Genomic DNA, 20,069 nt, shown 5'->3' on the forward strand with positions numbered 1-20,069 from the left:
TGTTAAATAATCAATCCTTGATTTTGCTTAATTGTTGGTAGTTGGCGACGATCGCGTTCACCACCGCACTTTCGCCCAAGCCGGTATAGCGATGGATCGCCTGAAGCACGCCATTATCCGCAATATAAGCCTGCAATTCAACTGCCTGCGGATCACTTTCGTTGCGATAATGCAGTGCGGCGGCAATGGCTTTCACTAACGTATCATGCGGCAAGCCGTATTCAATCGTGCCGTTCAGCGGTTTGATCAAGCGATCATTCGGGCTGAGTTTGCGGATCGGCTCGCGTCCGACGCGATCAACATCGTCCGGCAAATACGGATTGGCAAAACGTTTCAGAATTTTTTCAATATAGGCAAAATGTTTCTCTTGCTCAAAACCGTAGCGCTTAATCAACACCGCACCGCTTTCCTGCATGACCGACCGCACTTGCCGTTTGATCGCTTCATCTTCAATCGCTTCGCGGATCAGATGGTGTCCGCTTAATTTGCCTAAATAGGCGGTCACCGCGTGCCCGGTGTTCAACGTGAACAACTTGCGCTCGACAAATGCCATTAAATTATCGGTCAACTCCATGCCCGTAATCTTGGGAATGTCGCCTTTGAATTGGGTTTGATCGACAATCCATTCGCTAAACGCTTCCACCGTCACCAACAGCGGATTTTCCGCATTCGGCGCCACCGGCGGCACAATGCGATCCACCGCCGAATCCACAAAGCCGACATATTGCTCAAGTGCGGTATGATAATCGGGATTGAGCTGCTCCAGCACTTTTTGTTTTAAGAAGGAAGTACCCCGCACCATATTTTCGCAAGCGATGATGTTCAGATAATGTTTATTGCCACCGGCGAAACGGATTTCCAGCGCTTTGGCGATGGTGGCAGAGATAATCGCTAACACGTTCGGACCAACCGCTGTGGTGACCAAATCCACTTGGTTGAATTTCTCGATGAGCTGATCGCTGTTTTTGGAATTGATCGCCGCAACCGGCGCAACGCGTTCAATGTTGCTTTGCTGTTCGCTGACGATTTTTACGTCGTAGGCTTGTTGCCGGTTCAATAAATCAATCACCGCGTCGTTCACGTCGGCAAAAGTCACATGAATGCCGGAATCGGATAATAGCTTACCGATAAAGCCGCGTCCGATATTGCCGGCACCAAAATGTAATGCTTTCATTTTTCTTTCCTTTTTTACAGAGAAGCAGAGATGTCTGGCTAAACTATTCAGTAATCCAAAACGCATTCGGTATATGGGGAAAGTAGGGACGGATTATATATCCGCCCGAACCGCACTTCGTAAACGGACTGATATATAATCCGCCCGTACTTTGTCTAAGCATATTGGTTACGAATTCAGAAACATCTCTCTTTTATTCGGTTGATTATTTCAATAACGCCAACACTTGTTCCACATCGGTTGTCGTCGTCAGCAGTTCGATAGACGCTTCGCTGTCTAACGCACCGGTGATAGAGGTTACCACCGCAATGTGTTCGTTATTTTTCGCCGCAATCCCAATCACCAGTTTTGCCACACCGTCTTCCTCGTCGGTGAACTGCACCCCGTCGGGATATTGACAGAACACGATACCGGTTTTAATCACTTCGTCTTTGGCTTCAATCGTACCGTGCGGCACCGCAACCCCTTCGCCCAGATAAGTCGAAACCAGTTTTTCACGTTCGAACATCGCCGGCACGTAATCCGGTTTGGCAAAACCGGCTTTCACCAACTGCTCGCCGGCAAAACGAATCGCTTCTTCTTTCGTTGCGGCTTTTAAGCCTAAGAAAATTTGCTCTTTTTGTAGTTTAAATGCCGGCGGTTGTTCAACTTCTGCCGCTTGCTCAGCGACACCTGCTTGCGCAGCACTGGATTTATCGACGATATCACTGACCAAACTGTCATAGAACGGATTGTCCAAGAAGTTGGTTAATGACAAATGGGTCGCTTCCGGCACTTGTTGTTTGGCTCGCAGAGTCAAATCTTTATGGGTAATCACTAAGCGTGCATCCGCCGGCAAATCATTGATTGCGCAGTTGACCACACGGATATCCAAACCTGCCGCCTGCACTTTTTTGCGCAGCATACTCGCCCCCATCGCACTGGAGCCCATACCGGCGTCGCAAGAAACATAAATGGTTTGCAACGTATTGTAATCCGCACCGCTCAATTCGGTTTTACCGTTGCCCATTTTCATCGCTTTCATTTGTGACGTTGCGTCTTCCAGCGAAACACCTTCGCCTTCTTGCTTGTCGGTTTTCAACAAAACCGAGGCAACGGCGAACGAGGTGGCGCAAGAGGCGATAACCGAAGTGATCACACCGACAAACGCCGGCGGCGGGGTCATCAGCAAGACCGCAAAGATGGAACCTGGTGAGGCAGGCGCACGCAAGCCGGCGTTAAACAAAACCAAGGTCAATACGCCAACCATACCACCGGCAATTACCGCTAAGATCAAACGTGGTTTCATCAGGATATACGGGAAATAAATTTCGTGGATTCCGCCAAAAAAGTGGATAATCGCCGCACCGCCCGCAGTTTGTTTGGCACTGCCGCGACCAAAGAAAATATAGGCTAATAAGATTCCTAAACCCGGGCCCGGATTGGCTTCAATCAGGAAGAAAATAGATTGACCGAATTCGGTGGATTGTTGCACCCCCAACGGGGTGAAAATGCCGTGGTTAATCGCATTGTTCAAGAACAAGACTTTCGCCGGTTCAACAAAGATTGAAGTCAATGGCAATAAACCGGCGTTGACCAACACATCAACCCCAGCCGCCAAGGCAACAGAAAGGGCTTTAACCGCCGGTCCAATCAGCACCAATGCCAATAATGAGCACAGCATGCCGATAATCCCGGCAGAGAAGTTGTTGACCAACATCTCAAAACCGCTCTTGATTTTGCCGTCAACCCATTTATCAAATTTCTTGATCGCATAACCGCCCAACGGGCCGGCAATCATCGCGCCCAAGAACATCGGAATATCGGAACCGACGATTACCCCCATGGTGGTAATCGCACCGACCACGGCGCCACGATCACCGCCGACCAATTTCCCGCCGGTATAACCGATTAATAATGGCAGCAAATAAGTGATCATCGGACCGACCAACGCACCTAGGGTTTCATTAGGAACCCAACCGGTCGGAATGAAAAGTGCGGTAATGAAACCCCACGCGATAAATGCCCCGATATTCGGCATTACCATGTTCGATAGAAAGCGCCCAAAACTTTGGACTTTCACTTTTAGAGCAGCTGATAGCATTTTTCACCTCTGAGTTATGATTAAACCACCGTTGTAAAACTCCCCGTTTTACGTGCTTGGAAAAGTATCACGCCTAGAAAACAAACCGAAATTTTATTAATTCAATTTGTGATACGTATCACATTATATTTTTACACACCACTTACAATAATGTGATTCATATCACATTTTTAGACCATTGAGTTGCTGACTGTGATCAAGATCACATTAAAAAGGGGTTGATAAAACAACCCCTGCCTAACCGGTGATAACGATTAAACGCCGCTGCCATGCAATATCGATGTAACGCCTATCGCGCAAAAAGTTTATGGATGACATTCAAAATCAGATTGCACTTCGGCACGACCGAACTGGCAAGCATATACTCACTTTTCACGTGCATATTGCCGCCGGTCGGCCCCAAACCGTCGATTGTCGGACAACCAGCCGACGAGGCTATATTGCCGTCGCTCACGCCGCTGGCATCAACCCAAGTGATATCCATGCCTAATTCTTGACCTGCTTCAGCAAAAACAGCCTTAATTCGAGGCAAATTCACTTCATCAATCATCGGCGCTTCATGGTTCAAACAGGTTTTGCGTGCGGTTGTACCTTGCTGCAAAGGGTTAGCCAAAATACTTTCCAGCTTCTGCTCAAAGAAGTCCAATGAAGACGGATATTGATAACGCATTTCTACCGTTAATGCGGCAAAATCAGGCACAATATTTTGCGCCACTCCGCCATGGGTGATAATGCTGTTGAAAGTATGCCCCAATGAAAAATCGCTTAATTTTGACAACGCCACCACACAATTCGCCGCCTCAACCAGGGCAGAACGCCCTTGTTGCGGATTATTGCCGGAATGGGCGGCAACACCGTCGAACTCGATCTGATAGGTCAGCACCCCTTTTCTGGTCGCCACCAGCGAACCGTCTGCCCGAGCCGGCTCCATCACAAAACAATATTGTGATTTTTTTGCGTATTCTCGGATACTTTCCTTGGCATACAGCGAGCCGATTTCTTCATGCGAATTCAGGTACAGCGCCACATTCAAGCGTGAAAGATCCAGTGATTTGATCACATAAAGCGCTAATAACGCACCGGCTTTATCATCAATCACCCCAAGCGCATTCACCCTATCACCGCTTTGGGTAAACGGCGTGCCCGCAAGCGTACCGACAGGGAAAACCGTGTCCATATGGGCAAGAAACAGAATATCAAACCTTTCCGCTTCGGGCTGATTACTGATCAACAAACCGCTAGCGACGCTTTCATTTGCCATCGGGATCGGTTTTGACCGCAATCCTTGCGCGTGCGCCTTTTGCGTAAACCAAGCGGCAACCTGGTTAACACCATCAAGATGGAAACTCGGGCTCTCAATATCGGTCAATTGTTTGAGCTCTGCCAGAAATCCAGCCAGATCTTCTTCTCTCATCATCTTACGCCTCCGCATTACACCAAGAAATTCATCACTAACATGGCTAAATAGGCATTAATAATACAAATGCCGAACAGCACCAAATAGTGCTTGCCCGGCACTCCCAATACCCCCAAAATACGTCCCATATATTGTACGGTTGAGCCGACCAACGCCATTCCCGGCAACAGAATCGCAATATGCTGTGCGTTCAACACGCCTTCCTGAACCAACGCCACCAACACCCCGGCTGCGCCGCCCCAACTCAAGAATGCCGCCATAAATACCGCAATCGCTTCGCCGGGCAACCCCAACGGCAGCATAATAAAACCCAGATACTCGCCGATCAGTTTTAATAAGCCGGACGCATTCAAGATGTAAATAATCACAAATGCCATTAACACGTTTGGAATGGTGCTGGTGATTGCAATATTCCAGCCCTTTCTGGCACCTTCGATAAAAATATCGGTAATCAGTTTATTTTGATTGGTTGTCTGGCTCATCATAATTCCTCATCATCTTTCACAAATTTTTTCACATACAACCGCATTAAGTTCGCCCCGAAAATTTTAAACATAAAAATAATGCCTAAACACAGCGCTATCGAGACTGGCGCAACTTGCCCCGCCTGATCCTGAATCAATAACACCGGCGCAAAAGAGGACAAGAAGTTGGTCAATAACGCGCCCGCACTGAATTGGAAAGCGGCGAAAATCAGCAGTTCCTTATGCGTGATCTCTTTTTCATCGCGTAAAAATTTGGTGGTCGAGCTGCCGGCATCGGTGCTTTGCGTACTGGCAATCAACGAAATCGAGCAATTGCCCGGAATCCCCATCAGCGGTTTCAGGATTGGGTTCAACCATTTTGAAGCCGCCGCCAATGCGCCGTAATGCTCAAAAATAGCGACAAATCCCAACGCTAACATCACACTCGGCACCAAGGTGAGTGCGAAAAGGAATCCGCCTTTGGCACTGGTGCCGCCGCTGGTTTTTAACCACTCGGGAAATTGCCCGGTTAATTTACTGAAATCAAAAATCCCGCCCATCACATCTTTGGCAAAACCACCAAAAAATATCACCGCCAGAATTAATGAAATCGTACCGACAATTAGTTTTTTTAAACTGTTTTCACTCATAGATGGCACTCCTTTTTTTATTAACAACGTCTAAGGTACTTTAACGCTCCCGTCCGCTAACAACAATCACAGAACATGATTTTTGCCGCCTATATCACCTTTTTTGTTTATTGATATGCCATGGCGGCAAAATGGAAGAAAAATCTTTTATTACAAATAATTAACAACTGGTTTTTTATGACTTTCGGGCAAACGATAAAAATATGGCGCAAGCTGCAGCAGGTTCATAACGACAGCGTAATTCGATTCCATTACCCGGAATAATCAACCTCCATTTGGCTTTGCTTTTTTACTTGCGTTAGATCAAACAATCGGCAAATCATCAAATCAAAATAATCCGTATTTAAATCAAGTTATTACAATAAAAAACAACATTAAAAATACTCCTAAATAGGTAGAATCTTATCAAATTGATTGTTATCACTAATCAATCACTTATGCTAAAATTTGCGTTCCGTTTTTTATTGTTTCCGAGTGAGTCTGATGTTTGCGCAAAACCAATTAGAACTAAGCAATCTAGCCTGTCAACGCGGCGAGCGACGGCTGTTTGAAGGCTTATCGGCATGCTTTGCTGCCGGCGAGATGATTCAGTTGGAAGGGCATAATGGGATCGGCAAAACCAGTTTGCTACGTATTTTAACCACCTTATCCCAACCGATCTGCGGCAATATCTTTTGGAATCGGCAGGATATTTTTAAACAGCGCGAAGCCTATTTAGCGCAACTGCTATATTTGGGGCACGCCAGCGGGGTGAAAAGCGAATTAACCCCCTATCAAAATTTGCGTTTTTACCAACAAATCAGCAACTGTAAGCAAGATGACGAACTGATTTGGCAGGCGTTGTACCATGTCGGATTGGGCGGCTATGAGGAAAGTGCGGTTTATCAGCTTTCCGCCGGGCAACAAAAACGGGTGGCGTTGGCGCGCCTATGGCTGAGCAATGCCGCATTGTGGATTTTGGACGAGCCGTTTACCGCGATTGATAAACAAGGGCGCGCCGAGCTGACCGCACTTTTTGAACAACATTGTCAGCAAGGCGGTATTGTGCTGCTCACCAGTCACCAAAGCGTGAACAGCCCGCGTTTACGGATTTTCCCTATGCAACCGTTTAAAGCGCTTACCGAATAGCAGCCGAAGAGAATAACGAGAAAGGAAAAGTGCGGTATGATTTTTTACAGTATTATCAAACGGGAACTGAAAATTGCGTGGCAAAAAAAAGCCGAGCTGCTCAATCCGCTGTGGTTTTTCCTGTTGGTGATCACCCTGTTTCCGTTGGTGATCGGGCCTGAACCGCAATTATTGGCGCGTATCGGGCCGGGCGTGGTGTGGGTGGCGGCGTTGCTGTCGGCATTGCTGGCGTTCGAGCGGCTGTTTGCCGATGATTTCCGCGACGGTTCGTTGGAACAGTTAATGCTGCTGTCTTATCCGTTGCCGCTGTCAATGCTTGCCAAAGTGGTGGCGCATTGGCTGCTGACCGCACTTCCGCTGTTGCTGCTGTCGCCGATTGCCGCGTTATTACTGTCGATGGACGCGGTGGTGTGGTGGGCATTGGTGCTCACCCTGCTGCTCGGCACGCCAACCCTGAGCGCCATCGGTGCCATCGGGGTTGCCTTGACGGTGGCATTGCGCAAAGGCGGCGTGTTGTTGAGTTTATTGGTCGTGCCGTTGATTATTCCGGTGCTGATTTTCTCCGCCTCGGTGTTAGATGCCGCACTGCTGAACCTGAATTACAGCGGGCAACTGGCGATTTTAGGCGCAATTATGGCGCTCACCGTCTCGCTGTCGCCGTTTGCGATTGCGGCGGCGTTGCGTATTAGTTTAGATTAATTTGTTGATCTGTTTTAAATAATATTAAAAAGAAATGGAGTGAAATGACCTATGTGGAAATGGTTACACCCTTACGCGAAAGCGGAAACCCAATATCACCTCTTGGGCAAATTTCAGCCTTATTTCGGCGTGCTTGCGCTGCTGTTGCTGGCGCTCGGTTGGATTTGGGGACTGGGCTTCGCCCCTGCCGATTACCAACAAGGCAATGCCTTTCGCATGATCTATCCGCATGTGCCGGCGGCGATTTGGTCGATGGGGATTTACGCCTCGCTCGCCATTGCCGGCGCCATCGGTTTGGTGTGGCAAATCCGCCATGCTTATCTCGGCATGATCGCGATGGCGCCCGTCGGCGCCACTTTCACCTTTTTAGCGTTGGTGACCGGCGCAATTTGGGGCAAACCGACTTGGGGCACATGGTGGGTGTGGGACGCGCGCCTGACCGCCGAACTGATTTTATTATTCTTATATTTAGGCATTTTAGCGCTCTATTCCGCGTTTCAGGATCGCCGTAACGGCGCCAAAGCGGCGGCAATCTTGGCGGTGGTCGGCGTGATCAATCTGCCGATTATCCACTTCTCGGTCGAATGGTGGAACACCCTGCACCAAGGCGCAACCATCACCAAATTTGAAAAACCGTCGATGGCGGTTGAAATGTTGATCCCGTTGATTTTATCGATCTTCGGCTTCCTGTTTTTATCCGTTTGGCTGACGATAGTGCGTTATCGCAACTTATTGTTACAAGAAGAACAAAAACGCCCTTGGGTGCTGGCTTTGGCTGAACAGTTTGTAAAAGGAGAGAAAAAATGACCCCATTTTTCCAAACTTGGTCTGATTTTTTTAATATGGGCGGGCACGGTTTCTATGTTTGGTTGTGCTACGGTATCACCGTAGCGGCACTGTTAATCTTAATCATTAGCGGTTTTGCCGAGAAAAAACAGATTTTGACTTGGGTTGCCAAAGAACAACAACGCCAAGCCCGCCAACAGCGATTGGCGCAAGAAGCAAATAATCGCAAAGGAGAACAAGCATGAACCCGAGACGCAAATCCCGTTTAAGCCTGTTATTGTTAGTATTATTGGGTATCTCCGTTGCCGTCGGCTTGATGTTGTACGCCTTGCGGCAAAATATCGATCTGTTCTACACCCCGACCGAAGTGATTTACGGCAAAGACAATAAAAGTGACACCCGCCCGCAGCCTGGACAACGCTTGCGTATCGGCGGTATGGTGGTGGAAGGCACTGTGGTGCGTGATCCCAACAGCCTCAAAGTGCGGTTTGACCTGAATGACATCGGGCCGTCGGTGACGGTGGAATACGAAGGCATTCTGCCGGATTTGTTCCGTGAAGGGCAAGGTATCGTGGCGCAAGGGGTGTTGATTGATGAAAAAACCTTAAAAGCACATGAGGTGCTTGCCAAACACGATGAAAATTATGTGCCGCCGGAGTTGGAACAGCAAATGCAGAAAGTACATCAACCGATGGGCGTATCCGACGGCGATCTGAAAGGTGTGTCGGAGCGCGATCAGCAAAGTCTGGATAAATTCCAACAAAATTTACAGCAAACAATCGAGGCAAACAAATGATTGCCGAACTGGGAAATTACGCTTTGGCTTTGGGCTTGGCGATTGCCGTACTTCTAACCCTGCTGCCCGCTTATGGTTGCGCAACAAATAATAGCACGCTGATGGCATTGGCAAAACCGATGACCTTCAGTCTGTTCCTGTGCCTGACCTTTTCTTTTATCGCCCTGTCTTATCTGTTCGCGGTCAATGATTTCAGCGTGCAGTATATCGTCAATAACTCGAATACCAACTTGCCGCTGCATTACCGCTTATCGGCGGTGTGGGGCTCGCACGAAGGCTCGCTGTTACTGTGGATCTGGCTACTGTCGCTGTGGGGCGCAGCGGTTGCGGTGTTCAGCAAGAGTTTGCCGCAGGAGGCGATTGCGCGCGTGTTGGCGGTGATGGGCTTGATCAGTATCGGCTTTTTGGTGTTTATCATCTTCACCTCCAATCCGTTCGACCGTACTTTCCCGGATTTTCCGGTGGACGGACGCGAACTCAATCCCCTGTTGCAAGATGTCGGTTTGATTTTCCACCCACCGTTGCTGTATATGGGCTATGTCGGCTTTTCGGTCGCCTTTGCCTTTGCGATTGCGGCATTGTTGGGCGGCAATTTAGACACCGCTTGGGCGCGCTGGTCGCGTCCTTGGACGTTGGCGGCGTGGCTGTTTTTAACCCTTGGTATCGTGCTGGGTTCGTGGTGGGCGTATTACGAACTGGGCTGGGGCGGCTGGTGGTTCTGGGATCCGGTCGAAAACGCCTCGCTCATGCCGTGGATTGCCGGCACGGCATTAATCCACTCCCTCGCCGTCACCGAAAAACGCGGCAGCTTTAAGGCATGGACGGTGTTATTGGCGATCTTGGCATTTTCACTCTGCTTGTTAGGCACATTCTTAGTCCGCTCGGGGATTTTGGTCTCGGTGCACGCTTTTGCTTCCGATCCGACCCGCGGCTTATATATTTTGGCGTATTTAGTGGTGGTGATCGGCGGCTCATTGGCGTTGTATGCGGTCAAAGGCAGCCAAATTCGCTCGACCACGCACTACGAACGTTATTCGCGTGAAAATTTATTGTTGTTAAACAATGTATTGCTGATGACCGCACTTTCGATTGTGTTTATCGGCACATTGTTGCCGTTGGTACATAAACAGATCGGTTTAGGCTCGATCTCGGTCGGTGCGCCGTTCTTCGATCAAATGTTCTTAATCTTGATGATTCCATTCTCGTTTATTTTGGGTATCGGACCGCTGGTCAAATGGCGGCGCGATCAATTTAGCGTAATCCGTAAACCGGTGATCATCAGCGTCGTCTTGATGATCGTAGCAGGTTTTGCGCTACCGCACTTTTTGTTTGATCGCATTGCCACCACGGCGGTTTTAGGCACGATGATGGCAGTGTTGATTTTTGTTTTAAGCCTATACGAAATGCAGCAACGCGCCACCCATCGCCATACGTTTTTCAAAGGCATTAGCAAACTGTCGCGCTCCCACTGGGGCATGATCGCCGCCCATGTCGGCGTGGCGATGACGGTATTTGGCATTGCCTTCAGCCAAAATTACAGTGTGGAACGCGACGTGCGCATGAACACCGGCGATAGCGCGCAAATTGCCGATTACCGTTTTGTGTTTCAAGGGGTGGTCAAAGATGACGGCGCAAACTACGAGGGCGCAAAAGGGGTGATCGAAGTCTATCATCGCGATAAACTGGAAACCATTTTACACGCCGAAAAACGCTTCTACACCGTCAGCCGCATGAGTATGACCGAAGCGGCTATCGACTGGGGCTTCAGCCGTGACATTTACGTCGCCCTCGGTGAACGCCTGGAAGATGATTCATGGGCGGTACGTTTATACTACAAACCGTTTATCCGTTGGATTTGGATTGGCGGCGTGTTTATGGCGTTGGGCGGCTTGTTGTCGATGTTTGACCGCCGTTACCGCTTAAGCCGAATCACCCAAGGCAATCGTAAACTATCGGGAGTAACGCATGAAGAATAAAAAACTGTTTCTACCGCTCTTTGCCTTTTTAGCGTTGGTTATCGTGTTTGCTTGGCAATTGGCGCGCAATTCCGCCGGGGACGATCCGAAAGCCTTGGAATCCGCCCTTGTCGGCAAAGCCGTACCGCACTTTAGCTTGCCGTCGTTGCTTACCGAACAAGCGACGCAAGGCAACGGACTGTTTCAACAAGGCAAACCGCTGCTATTAAACGTGTGGGCGACTTGGTGTCCGACCTGTTACGCCGAACACCAATACCTCAACCAACTTGCCAAACGCGATATTACCATTATCGGTATCAACTATAAGGATAAGCAGGACAAAGCGGTGCAATGGCTGAAAAATCTGGGCAATCCTTACCAATATAATATTTTGGACGAAAAAGGTATGCTCGGTTTGGATTTGGGCGTGTACGGCGCGCCGGAAACCTTTCTGATTGATTGCCAAGGGATTATTCGCTACCGCTATGCCGGCGATATGAATGAAACGGTGTGGCAGGATAGATTCAAAACTTTATTTGAACAATTACAAGGAGATAGCGCGTGCAATATTTAAAAATCCTTGCGTTGCTGCTGTTCAGCCTGCCGGCGTTTGCGGTGATTGAAAGCTATGAATTTGCCTCGCCGCAACAGGAGCAGACCTACCAGCAATTAATCCAACAACTGCGCTGCCCGCAATGTCAAAACAACAATATTGCCGACTCAAATGCCACCATTGCCAATGATATGCGCGCCAAAGTGCATGAATTGTTACAGCAAGGGCAAAACAAAGACGAAATCGTCGATTATATGGTGCAGCGTTACGGCAATTTTGTCACTTACGATCCACCGCTCACCGCCTCCACCTTGTTGCTGTGGCTGATTCCGGCAGGGTTATTATTACTCGGCGTGATTGTGCTGTTCCGGCGTAAACCGCACTTGACTGCGGAAAAGCCGGCCACAAGTGCGGTCAATGCCGATCAGCAACGCCTTGATCAACAAAGACTAGAGGCGATTTTGAACAGCGATAAGGAGAAAAAATAGTGCTGTGGTTAAGTTTTTTACTGCTGACCCTCGTGGTGGCGGCAGTGGCATTTTTCCCGTTATTGCGTCGTAGTCAAAATACACAAAGTGCGGTGCAACAGCAGGATCTGAACAAAGCGTTCTACTATGATCGCCTGCAAGAGTTGCAACAGGACAACGAACAAGGTTTGTTGGACGATCCGCAACAGAGCGAAAATGAATTACAACAACGGTTGCTAAACGATATTCCGCAGCAGCAAAGTGCGGTCAGCGCAAATGCGTTGAAAAACGGGAAAATCTGGTTCAGCTCGGCAACGCTGGCATTAGCGGCAATGGCACTGCTCGCCTATTTCAGCGTTGGTTCGTGGCACTCGGAAGCGATGTTAGAACAAGCCCACGCCGAATTACCGCACTTGCAACAACGCTTGGCGGAGGAACGCGAGCAACCGCTCACCACCGATGAATTGCACCGCTTTATTATCGCCTTGCGTGCCGATTTGCAAAAAAATCCGAACAGCGATGAAAATTGGTGGCTACTGGGGCAAATTGCGATGGCGGCCGGCAACGGGCAACTGGCATTGGACAGCTATCAACGCGCCACCGCACTGAAGCCGGATAACAACGAATACAAACTCAGTTACGCGCGCGTACTGATGTTCTCGCAAGATGAAAACGACAAATTGCGCGGCGAGAGGCTACTGCGCGAAGTGATCAAACAAGATCACAATAATATCCAAGCCCTCAGCCTGTTGGCATTCAGCGCCTTTGAAAAAGAGGATTACAAAATGGCGTTGATGTCGTGGGAAATGATGTTACGCCAATTGCCGCCGGACGATGAGCGCGTGCCGTTGATTCAACGCAGTATGACCCACGCGATTGAAGAGCTGAAAATACAACAACCCGCCGCGGAATAACCTATTTTATAGCCGAATAATGTGATTATTCGGCTTTGCTATTTTTAGCCGCAAATCATCTTTATCCGTAAACGGATCATATTCCGGATCGGCATTCCAAATATATTCAATATCCGTTGCAATTTTCTGCGCAATGGCTTCGCCGAAACGATCGCGCACAAATCCTAACGTCATATCCATTCCGGCAGATACCCCTGAAGAGGTGTAGAACTTGCCACTAACCACCCAACGTGCGCTATCTCGCCAAAGCACTTGCCGGTTGAGTGACTTCACCCAAGCCAATGCTTTCTTATTTGACGTTGCCGCATGCTGATCTAAAAGTGCGGTACACGCCAATAAAGCAGCACCGGTGCACACACTCAGACAATATTCCGACTGTTCGACGAGCTGGGCTAATGTCGCCAAAAATGAGGCGTCTGTTACCAATAAACGGGTGCCTTGCCCGCCGGGAATTAAAAGAATACCACGGGGTTCGAAACCCGTAATATTTTCCGTCACGATCTGATATCCTTGTCGGCTTTGAACCAGTCCGCCACTCAATGAGAAATATTTCAATTGCGCATTCGGAATGCGTGCCAAGATTTCCACTGGTCCGAATACATCCAAGGTTTCAAAATCATCAAATAGTAAAATATTTATCTTCATTTTTCTCACAAGCTCAGTAACGCGCTATAATATTTCCCACTATAAACTGCCTGTCCCTCATACAAAAGAGAATTATTATGCAAAAATTATTAAAAATCGGTTTGGTTTCGGTCTCGGATCGCGCCTCACAGGGCGTTTATCAGGATCAAGGCATTCCCGAATTACAAACCTGGCTGGAAAATGCGTTATGCGATCCGTTTGAAGTTGAAACCCGTTTGATTCCCGATGAACAAGCGATCATAGAGCAAACATTGATTGAATTGGTCGATCAGCAACATTGCCATTTGGTTTTAACCACCGGCGGCACAGGCCCCGCAAAACGTGATGTGACGCCCGACGCAACCCTTGCCGTTGCCGATCGCGAAATGCCGGGTTTCGGCGAGCAAATGCGCCAAGTCAGCCTGCATTTTGTACCGACCGCGATTCTCTCGCGCCAAGTGGGCGTGATTCGCAAGCAATCGTTAATTTTAAACCTGCCGGGGCAGCCGAAAGCAATTAAAGAAACACTGGAAGGGGTGAAAGATCAACACGGCAATGTGCTGGTTAAAGGGATTTTTAGCGCAGTGCCGTATTGCTTACAGTTGATCGACGGAATTTATATTGATACAGTGCCGGATGTGATTACAAGTTTCCGCCCGAAATCCGCACGTCGTGAAAAGAACTAAGGAAATCTGATGAAAAAAATTGAAGCGATTATTAAGCCGTTCAAACTCGATGACGTGCGCGAAGCCCTGTCCGATGTTGGTATCACCGGCATGACGGTCTCTGAAGTCAAAGGTTTCGGACGACAAAAAGGGCACACCGAAATGTATCGCGGTGCCGAGTATATGGTTGATTTTTTACCCAAAGTGAAATTGGAAATCGTCATCGCCGACGAGCAAGCCGAGGCTTGCGTGCATGCCATTATCGACACCGCCCAGACCGGCAAAATCGGTGACGGTAAAATCTTTGTTTATGATGTCGAGCGCGTAATTCGTATTCGTACCGCCGAAGAAAACGAAGAGGCAATTTAGGGCAATATGCTTTTCTATCTTGTCGCTTTCATTGCCGGAGTTGCGCTTGCCAGCCAAGCCGCAATCAACAGCCAACTCAGCAAAGCCGTCGGCGGGCAACCTGTTGCCGCCGCGCTCATTTCTTTTTTCACCGGCACCTTGGTTTTGTTGGCAATCACCCTCACTAAAGCCAATCTGGCAGAAATTTGGATTAACCTGCCACAGCAACCATGGTGGAAATGGACGGGTGGCGCTCTAGGCGCCCTGGTGGTATTTACCACCATTATGCTTGCTCCGAAAGTCGGGGTGAGCAATATGCTGTTTTTTATCATTATCGGGCAATTAATTATGGCAATGTTAATCGATCACTACGGTTTAATCCAAATGCCAATCCGCCCGGCGACAATCTGGAAGCTTATCGGCTTAATGATCGTGTTTATCGGCATGACGTTCTTCTTCTATGGTGAGAAATGGTTTAGCCGGTAGTTTTGTTTTAAAGCTATTCGTATTAACACGATCACCGACTTCCCTAATCAAGAGTCAACCATTCTTTCTTCCGACAATAAAGCGCTGTTCGTCCCGACAGTTGCGGTGTTAGATGCCAATTACAATTTAGCCGCAACCTACCCTTCATCCGTGTTTAAATTGCAGCACGAGAGCGGTTTGCAAGCAAATCGCTTGAGTACCGAACTCAACCTAACCCCGACGCCGAATCAGGATTATATTTATCTGCTGGTTTATACCGCAGCTGACGATTTGCAAGGCAGTACTTTGATTCCCCACCCGGCAAAACTTTACGCCAAAGCCAGAGGCAACCAGCCGCCGGCAATTGACGATTTACGGGCGCAACACAGCCGTAACGGTAAAATTCAAATCCGTGTCGACGGCAAACAAAGTGCGCAATTTATCGGTATGCAAATGCCGTCTTTCAAAGATAAGTCTACAACGCCGCAAACTATCGGTAACACCGCCAAAGCTGCTGGCACAACATTAACTAAGCCGGTAGAAAAAGAAACCGAGCGCTATTTCAATACGGCCATTCGCAATGCCTTAAAACAAAACGATATTGACAGAGCAATGAATCTGGTGAATGAAGCCGAAAAGCTGGGATTATCCTCTCCGCGCAAAACTTTTATTGATAATATTTCTAAGAAGTAAGACCTGCCTTTTTACTTTCCCTTTCCACCTCAATTCGAGGTGGTTTTTTATATCTGTAAAAAATATAAATAACGAACCTATCTTTCTTCAAAGAGCGCTTGACCGCACTTTCAGGCTGATTATTACCAAAATCCAGCCTGTTGCCATACTTTTCTCATTGAACTTCACTGCAAACCGCACGGGTATTTCTTCGTATTGCTTAGCTTTCTTGTCTTAGGATTTTTTTCGCCCAAAACAAAAACCCCTTGTATCGCTACAAGGGGCTCTGCTTCTCTAATATAATATCCGGCGGTGTCCTACTCTCACATGGGGAGACCCCACACTACCATCGGCGTTACGGCATTTCACTTCTGAGTTCGGCATGGAATCAGGTGGTGCTACCGCACTATCGCCGCCGGAATAATTCGGCTTGATTGTTTTTGCTTCTTCTTACTTTGTTTTGTTCTCTATTTTTTATTCTTTCAGCGTTTCTTTCGCTGTTATTCCTATTCGGTCACAAGCTAATCTGATTCAAACTCCTCGAGCCCTACTCGAGCTTCTTACTTCGCTCTTTCGTCTCTTGTCTTTTCTTACAACTTTCTCTCGGCTTTTGGGTAAAACCCTTGAGCGTTGTATGGTTAAGCCTCTCGGGCAATTAGTACGGGTTAGCTCAATGTATCACTACACTTACACACCCCGCCTATCTACGTCTTCGTCTTAAACAACCCTTACAGTCTTATAGACTGGGAAAACTCATCTCAAGGCAAGTTTCGTGCTTAGATGCTTTCAGCACTTATCTCTCCCGCACATAGCTACCCCGCAATGCTTCTGGCGAAACAACGGGAACACCAGCGGTGCGTCCACTCCGGTCCTCTCGTACTAGGAGCAGCCCCTTTCAATTTTCCAACGCCCACGGCAGATAGGGACCGAACTGTCTCACGACGTTCTAAACCCAGCTCGCGTACCACTTTAAATGGCGAACAGCCATACCCTTGGGACCTACTTCAGCCCCAGGATGTGATGAGCCGACATCGAGGTGCCAAACACCGCCGTCGATATGAACTCTTGGGCGGTATCAGCCTGTTATCCCCGGAGTACCTTTTATCCGTTGAGCGATGGCCCTTCCATTCAGAACCACCGGATCACTATGACCTGCTTTCGCACCTGCTCGACATGTCCGTCTCGCAGTCAAGCTTGCTTATACCATTGTACTAACCTCACGATGTCCGACCGTGATTAGCAAACCTTCGTACTCCTCCGTTACGCTTTGGGAGGAGACCGCCCCAGTCAAACTACCCACCAGACACTGTCCACGACCGCGTGCCGCAGTCTGTGTTAGAACATCAAACCTTAAAGGGTGGTATTTCAACAACGACTCCATATTAACTGGCGTTAATACTTCTCTGTCTCCCACCTATCCTACACATCAAAATTCAATGTTCAGTGTCAAGCTATAGTAAAGGTTCACGGGGTCTTTCCGTCTAGCCGCGGGTACACCGCATCTTCACGGCGATTTCAATTTCACTGAGTCTCGGGTGGAGACAGCCTGGCCATCATTACGCCATTCGTGCAGGTCGGAACTTACCCGACAAGGAATTTCGCTACCTTAGGACCGTTATAGTTACGGCCGCCGTTTACTGGGGCTTCGATCAAATGCTCTCACATCATCAATTAACCTTCCAGCACCGGGCAGGCGTCACACCCTATACGTCCACTTTCGTGTTTGCAGAGTGCTGTGTTTTTAATAAACAGTTGCAGCCAGCTGGTCACTTCGACTGACTTCACCTCTATCCGTTAAGGACTTCAATTACCGTCAGCGCACCTTCTCCCGAAGTTACGGTGCTATTTTGCCTAGTTCCTTCACCCGAGTTCTCTCAAGCGCCTGAGTATTCTCTACCTGACCACCTGTGTCGGTTTTCAGTACGGTTTATGATAAGATAAGCTTAGCGGCTTTTCCTGGAAGTGTGGTATCGGTTACTTCGACTCCGTGGAGTCTCCCCGTCACGCCTCTGATATAAATGACCGGATTTGCCTAATCATCCATCCTACACGCTTGGACCGGGACTTCCGTCACCCGGATAACCTAACCTGCTCCGTCCCCACATCGCTCTTATCACAAGTACGGGAATATTAACCCGTTTCCCATCGACTACGCTCTTCAGCCTCGCCTTAGGGGCCGACTCACCCTGCCCCGATTAACGTTGGACAGGAACCCTTGGTCTTCCGGCGAGGGGGTTTTTCACCCCCTTTATCGTTACTTATGTCAGCATTCGCACTTGTGATACGTCCAGCAGCCCTCTCGAGCCACCTTCTTCCGCTTACACAACGCTCCCCTACCCAATCAGATGACAGATTTCAGACGTCAGGTTTCGGTGTTTTACCAAAACCTTGTAACATCTTCGCAATTTCTTCGTATTCATTACGCCATCTTTGCCAATCTTGTTCATCTACATATTTCAAGTCATAACAGTATCTTAACCAAACTCGCATTTCATCAGCACTGCCTATTGCCATGCTAAGAAATCGATTTAAATCCGCTTTAGTACGTTGCCTTGCAAAACCTTCGGCTAAATTTGCACAAATGCTTTTGCTTGCCCGTCTAACTTGGTCTCCTAACGCATATTGCTCTATCTTAGGAAAATCCAAGCTCGCTTGATGAATTTCCAACGACACTTTATAAGCGCGTTGAAACACCTTCAAATCTTCAAACTTGATTGCCATACTGTCTCCTGACATCTGAAATCTGTCATCTGAATGCCGCAGCTTCGGTGCTATGTTTTAGCCCCGTTACATCTTCCGCGCAGGCCGACTCGACTAGTGAGCTATTACGCTTTCTTTAAATGATGGCTGCTTCTAAGCCAACATCCTAGCTGTCTAAGCCTTCCCACTTCGTTTCCCACTTAACATAGACTTTGGGACCTTAGCTGGCGGTCTGGGTTGTTTCCCTCTTCACGACGAACGTTAGCACCCGCCGTGTGTCTCCTAGATAGTACTCTTCGGTATTCGCAGTTTGCATCGGGTTGGTAAGTCGGGATGACCCCCTAGCCGAAACAGTGCTCTACCCCCGAAGGTATTCGTCTAAGGCTCTACCTAAATAGATTTCGGGGAGAACCAGCTATCTCCCGGTTTGATTGGCCTTTCACCCCCAGCCACAAGTCATCCGCTACTTTTTCAACAGTAGTCGGTTCGGTCCTCCAGTTAGTGTTACCCAACCTTCAACCTGCCCATGGCTAGATCACCGGGTTTCGGGTCTATATCGTGCAACTCTTCGCCCAGTTAAGACTCGGTTTCCCTTCGGCTCCCCTATTCGGTTAACCTCGCTACACAATATAAGTCGCTGACCCATTATACAAAAGGTACGCAGTCACCCTATCCTCAAGCATACTGCTTTCGGATTGCCGTTTTACTTCGTAAAACGCCCCTTTCACACGCCGATTAATCATCAGTTTCCTGATTGATTTTGGGGTTGACCGTTTTGCTTCGCAAAACGTTAACCGCATTTCAACGTTTTCTATACCACTCTCAATACACTTGAGTGATAGGGCTCCCACTGCTTGTACGTACAGGGTTTCAGGTTCTATTTCACTCCCTTCACCAGGGTTCTTTTCGCCTTTCCCTCACGGTACTGGTTCACTATCGGTCAGTCAGGAGTATTTAGCCTTGGAGGATGGTCCCCCCATCTTCAAACAGGATTTCTCGTGTCCCGCCCTACTTGCTGTTAGCTTAGTACCGTAACTGTGCCTTCGGATACGGGATTATCACCCTCTGCGATTGAGCTTCCCAACTCATTCTCCTAACTCACTTACTATCACTAACGGCTTCTCCGTGTTCGCTCGCCGCTACTTACGGAATCTCAATTGATTTCTTTTCCTCGGGGTACTGAGATGTTTCAGTTCTCCCGGTTCGCCTTGTTAACCTATGGATTCAGTTAACAATAGTAGATTCTTCATCTACTGGGTTTCCCCATTCGGATATCGTGGAGTATTAACGCTTCTTATCAACTCCTCCACGCTTTTCGCAGATTAGCACGTCCTTCTTCGCCTCTGACTGCCTAGGCATCCACCCTGCACGCTTAGTCACTTAACCATACAACCTCAAGAATTTTCAGACCGCACTTTCATTTCAACTAACCACTTTCGTGCCCGTTTCGTTCAGTCCGCTTTCCATTCCCAAAGCCGTCTTCCATTGACTCGTGCGTAAGTTTCCCTA

General features: G+C 48.4%; 19 protein-coding genes and 2 rRNA genes. 13 read left to right on the top strand and 8 right to left on the bottom strand.

The genetic code is table 11. The annotated features are described in order from the left end of the window. Window positions 1–10: 10 nt before the first annotated feature. The 5 genes from ACQ31U_RS02760 to ACQ31U_RS02780 all read right to left on the bottom strand — a co-directional run bounded on the left by ACQ31U_RS02760 (window position 11) and on the right by ACQ31U_RS02780 (window position 5,788). Window positions 11–1,174 carry a mannitol-1-phosphate 5-dehydrogenase gene (locus ACQ31U_RS02760; protein ID WP_431053577.1) on the bottom strand — a complete coding sequence of 388 codons (1,164 nt, stop codon included), beginning with the start codon at window positions 1,172–1,174 and terminating at the stop codon, window positions 11–13. 205 nt (window positions 1,175–1,379) lie between these two features. Continuing rightward, a complete protein-coding gene (locus ACQ31U_RS02765; RefSeq protein ID WP_431053578.1) occupies window positions 1,380–3,257 on the bottom strand; it encodes a PTS mannitol transporter subunit IICBA in 1,878 nt (625 codons plus the stop codon). A gap of 289 nt (window positions 3,258–3,546) precedes the next feature. Further along, entirely contained in the window at window positions 3,547–4,674 is a 1,128-nt protein-coding gene (locus ACQ31U_RS02770) for a M20/M25/M40 family metallo-hydrolase (RefSeq protein ID WP_431053579.1), read from the bottom strand. A gap of 14 nt (window positions 4,675–4,688) precedes the next feature. Further along, window positions 4,689–5,159, bottom strand: coding sequence for a YjiG family protein (locus tag ACQ31U_RS02775; RefSeq protein ID WP_431053580.1), 471 nt, complete (start codon window positions 5,157–5,159; stop codon window positions 4,689–4,691). Further along, complete coding sequence (locus ACQ31U_RS02780) at window positions 5,156–5,788, bottom strand: nucleoside recognition domain-containing protein (RefSeq protein WP_431053581.1); 633 nt, start codon at window positions 5,786–5,788, stop codon at window positions 5,156–5,158. Before ACQ31U_RS02780 ends, ACQ31U_RS02775 begins: the two co-directional genes overlap by 4 nt. A gap of 483 nt (window positions 5,789–6,271) precedes the next feature. On the opposite strand from ACQ31U_RS02780, the gene ccmA reads away from it, so the two are divergent. From ccmA to ccmI, 9 genes are read left to right on the top strand one after another with little or no spacing between them, the layout of a single operon-like run. Continuing rightward, entirely contained in the window at window positions 6,272–6,916 is a 645-nt protein-coding gene (gene ccmA / locus ACQ31U_RS02785; protein ID WP_431053582.1) for a cytochrome c biogenesis heme-transporting ATPase CcmA, read from the top strand. Window positions 6,917–6,952: 36 nt separating this feature from the next. Next, a complete protein-coding gene (gene ccmB, locus ACQ31U_RS02790) occupies window positions 6,953–7,615 on the top strand; it encodes a heme exporter protein CcmB (RefSeq protein ID WP_431053583.1) in 663 nt (220 codons plus the stop codon). A 51-nt stretch (window positions 7,616–7,666) separates the two neighbouring features. Continuing rightward, window positions 7,667–8,422: a heme ABC transporter permease gene (locus tag ACQ31U_RS02795; protein WP_431053584.1), complete on the top strand. Its 756-nt coding sequence runs from the start codon at window positions 7,667–7,669 to the stop codon at window positions 8,420–8,422. Beyond that, complete coding sequence (ccmD, locus tag ACQ31U_RS02800; protein ID WP_431053585.1) at window positions 8,419–8,646, top strand: heme exporter protein CcmD; 228 nt, start codon at window positions 8,419–8,421, stop codon at window positions 8,644–8,646. The genes ACQ31U_RS02795 and ccmD overlap by 4 nt, the downstream gene beginning before the upstream one ends. Continuing rightward, the gene (gene ccmE / locus ACQ31U_RS02805; protein WP_431053586.1) at window positions 8,643–9,197 is read left to right on the top strand and encodes a cytochrome c maturation protein CcmE; all 555 of its coding nucleotides are present in this window, start codon (window positions 8,643–8,645) and stop codon (window positions 9,195–9,197) included. The genes ccmD and ccmE overlap by 4 nt, the downstream gene beginning before the upstream one ends. After that, window positions 9,194–11,173 (top strand): heme lyase CcmF/NrfE family subunit, encoded by a 1,980-nt coding sequence (locus ACQ31U_RS02810; protein WP_431053587.1) that lies wholly within the window; start codon window positions 9,194–9,196, stop codon window positions 11,171–11,173. The genes ccmE and ACQ31U_RS02810 overlap by 4 nt, the downstream gene beginning before the upstream one ends. Further along, complete coding sequence (locus ACQ31U_RS02815) at window positions 11,163–11,726, top strand: DsbE family thiol:disulfide interchange protein (protein ID WP_431053588.1); 564 nt, start codon at window positions 11,163–11,165, stop codon at window positions 11,724–11,726. The genes ACQ31U_RS02810 and ACQ31U_RS02815 overlap by 11 nt, the downstream gene beginning before the upstream one ends. Next, window positions 11,714–12,193, top strand: a complete 480-nt coding sequence (locus ACQ31U_RS02820) for a cytochrome c-type biogenesis protein (protein ID WP_431053589.1) — start codon at window positions 11,714–11,716, stop codon at window positions 12,191–12,193. Before ACQ31U_RS02815 ends, ACQ31U_RS02820 begins: the two co-directional genes overlap by 13 nt. Further along, window positions 12,190–13,086 carry a c-type cytochrome biogenesis protein CcmI gene (gene ccmI / locus ACQ31U_RS02825; RefSeq protein WP_431054266.1) on the top strand — a complete coding sequence of 299 codons (897 nt, stop codon included), beginning with the start codon at window positions 12,190–12,192 and terminating at the stop codon, window positions 13,084–13,086. Before ACQ31U_RS02820 ends, ccmI begins: the two co-directional genes overlap by 4 nt. Window positions 13,087–13,092: 6 nt before the next feature. Here ccmI and ACQ31U_RS02830 read toward each other — a convergent pair whose 3' ends face one another. After that, window positions 13,093–13,731: a DJ-1/PfpI family protein gene (locus ACQ31U_RS02830; RefSeq protein ID WP_431053590.1), complete on the bottom strand. Its 639-nt coding sequence runs from the start codon at window positions 13,729–13,731 to the stop codon at window positions 13,093–13,095. A gap of 77 nt (window positions 13,732–13,808) precedes the next feature. Between ACQ31U_RS02830 and mog the strand changes: the two genes are divergently transcribed. The 4 genes from mog to ACQ31U_RS02850 all read left to right on the top strand — a co-directional run bounded on the left by mog (window position 13,809) and on the right by ACQ31U_RS02850 (window position 15,881). Next, a complete protein-coding gene (gene mog / locus ACQ31U_RS02835) occupies window positions 13,809–14,396 on the top strand; it encodes a molybdopterin adenylyltransferase (RefSeq protein WP_431053591.1) in 588 nt (195 codons plus the stop codon). Between the two features lie 9 nt (window positions 14,397–14,405). Beyond that, entirely contained in the window at window positions 14,406–14,744 is a 339-nt protein-coding gene (gene glnB, locus ACQ31U_RS02840) for a nitrogen regulatory protein P-II (protein WP_431053592.1), read from the top strand. 6 nt (window positions 14,745–14,750) lie between these two features. Next, the gene (locus tag ACQ31U_RS02845; protein ID WP_431053593.1) at window positions 14,751–15,209 is read left to right on the top strand and encodes a DMT family transporter; all 459 of its coding nucleotides are present in this window, start codon (window positions 14,751–14,753) and stop codon (window positions 15,207–15,209) included. Between the two features lie 84 nt (window positions 15,210–15,293). After that, window positions 15,294–15,881: a MalM family protein gene (locus tag ACQ31U_RS02850; RefSeq protein ID WP_431054267.1), complete on the top strand. Its 588-nt coding sequence runs from the start codon at window positions 15,294–15,296 to the stop codon at window positions 15,879–15,881. 283 nt (window positions 15,882–16,164) lie between these two features. Here ACQ31U_RS02850 and rrf read toward each other — a convergent pair. Together rrf and ACQ31U_RS02860 are read right to left on the bottom strand one after the other, a co-directional pair. Beyond that, window positions 16,165–16,280 (bottom strand): 5S ribosomal RNA (rrf, locus tag ACQ31U_RS02855). Between the two features lie 214 nt (window positions 16,281–16,494). Then, window positions 16,495–19,946, bottom strand: a 23S ribosomal RNA gene (locus ACQ31U_RS02860). Window positions 19,947–20,069: the final 123 nt, after the last annotated feature.

The sequence above is a fragment of the Testudinibacter sp. TW-1 genome (genome assembly GCF_050613185.1).
Taxonomy (GTDB): domain Bacteria; phylum Pseudomonadota; class Gammaproteobacteria; order Enterobacterales; family Pasteurellaceae; genus Chelonobacter.

Bases quoted from the DNA above. Each gene is read 5' to 3' on its own strand.
- glnB (WP_431053592.1), top strand. From the start codon at position 14,406: ATGAAAAAAATTGAAGCGATTATTAAGCCGTTCAAACTCGATGACGTG.
- ACQ31U_RS02765 (WP_431053578.1), bottom strand. From the start codon at position 3,257: ATGCTATCAGCTGCTCTAAAAGTGAAAGTCCAAAGTTTTGGGCGCTTT.
- mog (WP_431053591.1), top strand. From the start codon at position 13,809: ATGCAAAAATTATTAAAAATCGGTTTGGTTTCGGTCTCGGATCGCGCC.
- ACQ31U_RS02810 (WP_431053587.1), top strand. From the start codon at position 9,194: ATGATTGCCGAACTGGGAAATTACGCTTTGGCTTTGGGCTTGGCGATT.
- ACQ31U_RS02760 (WP_431053577.1), bottom strand. From the start codon at position 1,174: ATGAAAGCATTACATTTTGGTGCCGGCAATATCGGACGCGGCTTTATC.
- ccmB (WP_431053583.1), top strand. From the start codon at position 6,953: ATGATTTTTTACAGTATTATCAAACGGGAACTGAAAATTGCGTGGCAA.
- ACQ31U_RS02795 (WP_431053584.1), top strand. From the start codon at position 7,667: ATGTGGAAATGGTTACACCCTTACGCGAAAGCGGAAACCCAATATCAC.
- ACQ31U_RS02830 (WP_431053590.1), bottom strand. From the start codon at position 13,731: ATGAAGATAAATATTTTACTATTTGATGATTTTGAAACCTTGGATGTA.
- ccmA (WP_431053582.1), top strand. From the start codon at position 6,272: ATGTTTGCGCAAAACCAATTAGAACTAAGCAATCTAGCCTGTCAACGC.
- ccmE (WP_431053586.1), top strand. From the start codon at position 8,643: ATGAACCCGAGACGCAAATCCCGTTTAAGCCTGTTATTGTTAGTATTA.
- ACQ31U_RS02770 (WP_431053579.1), bottom strand. From the start codon at position 4,674: ATGATGAGAGAAGAAGATCTGGCTGGATTTCTGGCAGAGCTCAAACAA.
- ACQ31U_RS02775 (WP_431053580.1), bottom strand. From the start codon at position 5,159: ATGATGAGCCAGACAACCAATCAAAATAAACTGATTACCGATATTTTT.
- ACQ31U_RS02845 (WP_431053593.1), top strand. From the start codon at position 14,751: ATGCTTTTCTATCTTGTCGCTTTCATTGCCGGAGTTGCGCTTGCCAGC.
- ACQ31U_RS02815 (WP_431053588.1), top strand. From the start codon at position 11,163: ATGAAGAATAAAAAACTGTTTCTACCGCTCTTTGCCTTTTTAGCGTTG.
- ccmD (WP_431053585.1), top strand. From the start codon at position 8,419: ATGACCCCATTTTTCCAAACTTGGTCTGATTTTTTTAATATGGGCGGG.
- ACQ31U_RS02780 (WP_431053581.1), bottom strand. From the start codon at position 5,788: ATGAGTGAAAACAGTTTAAAAAAACTAATTGTCGGTACGATTTCATTA.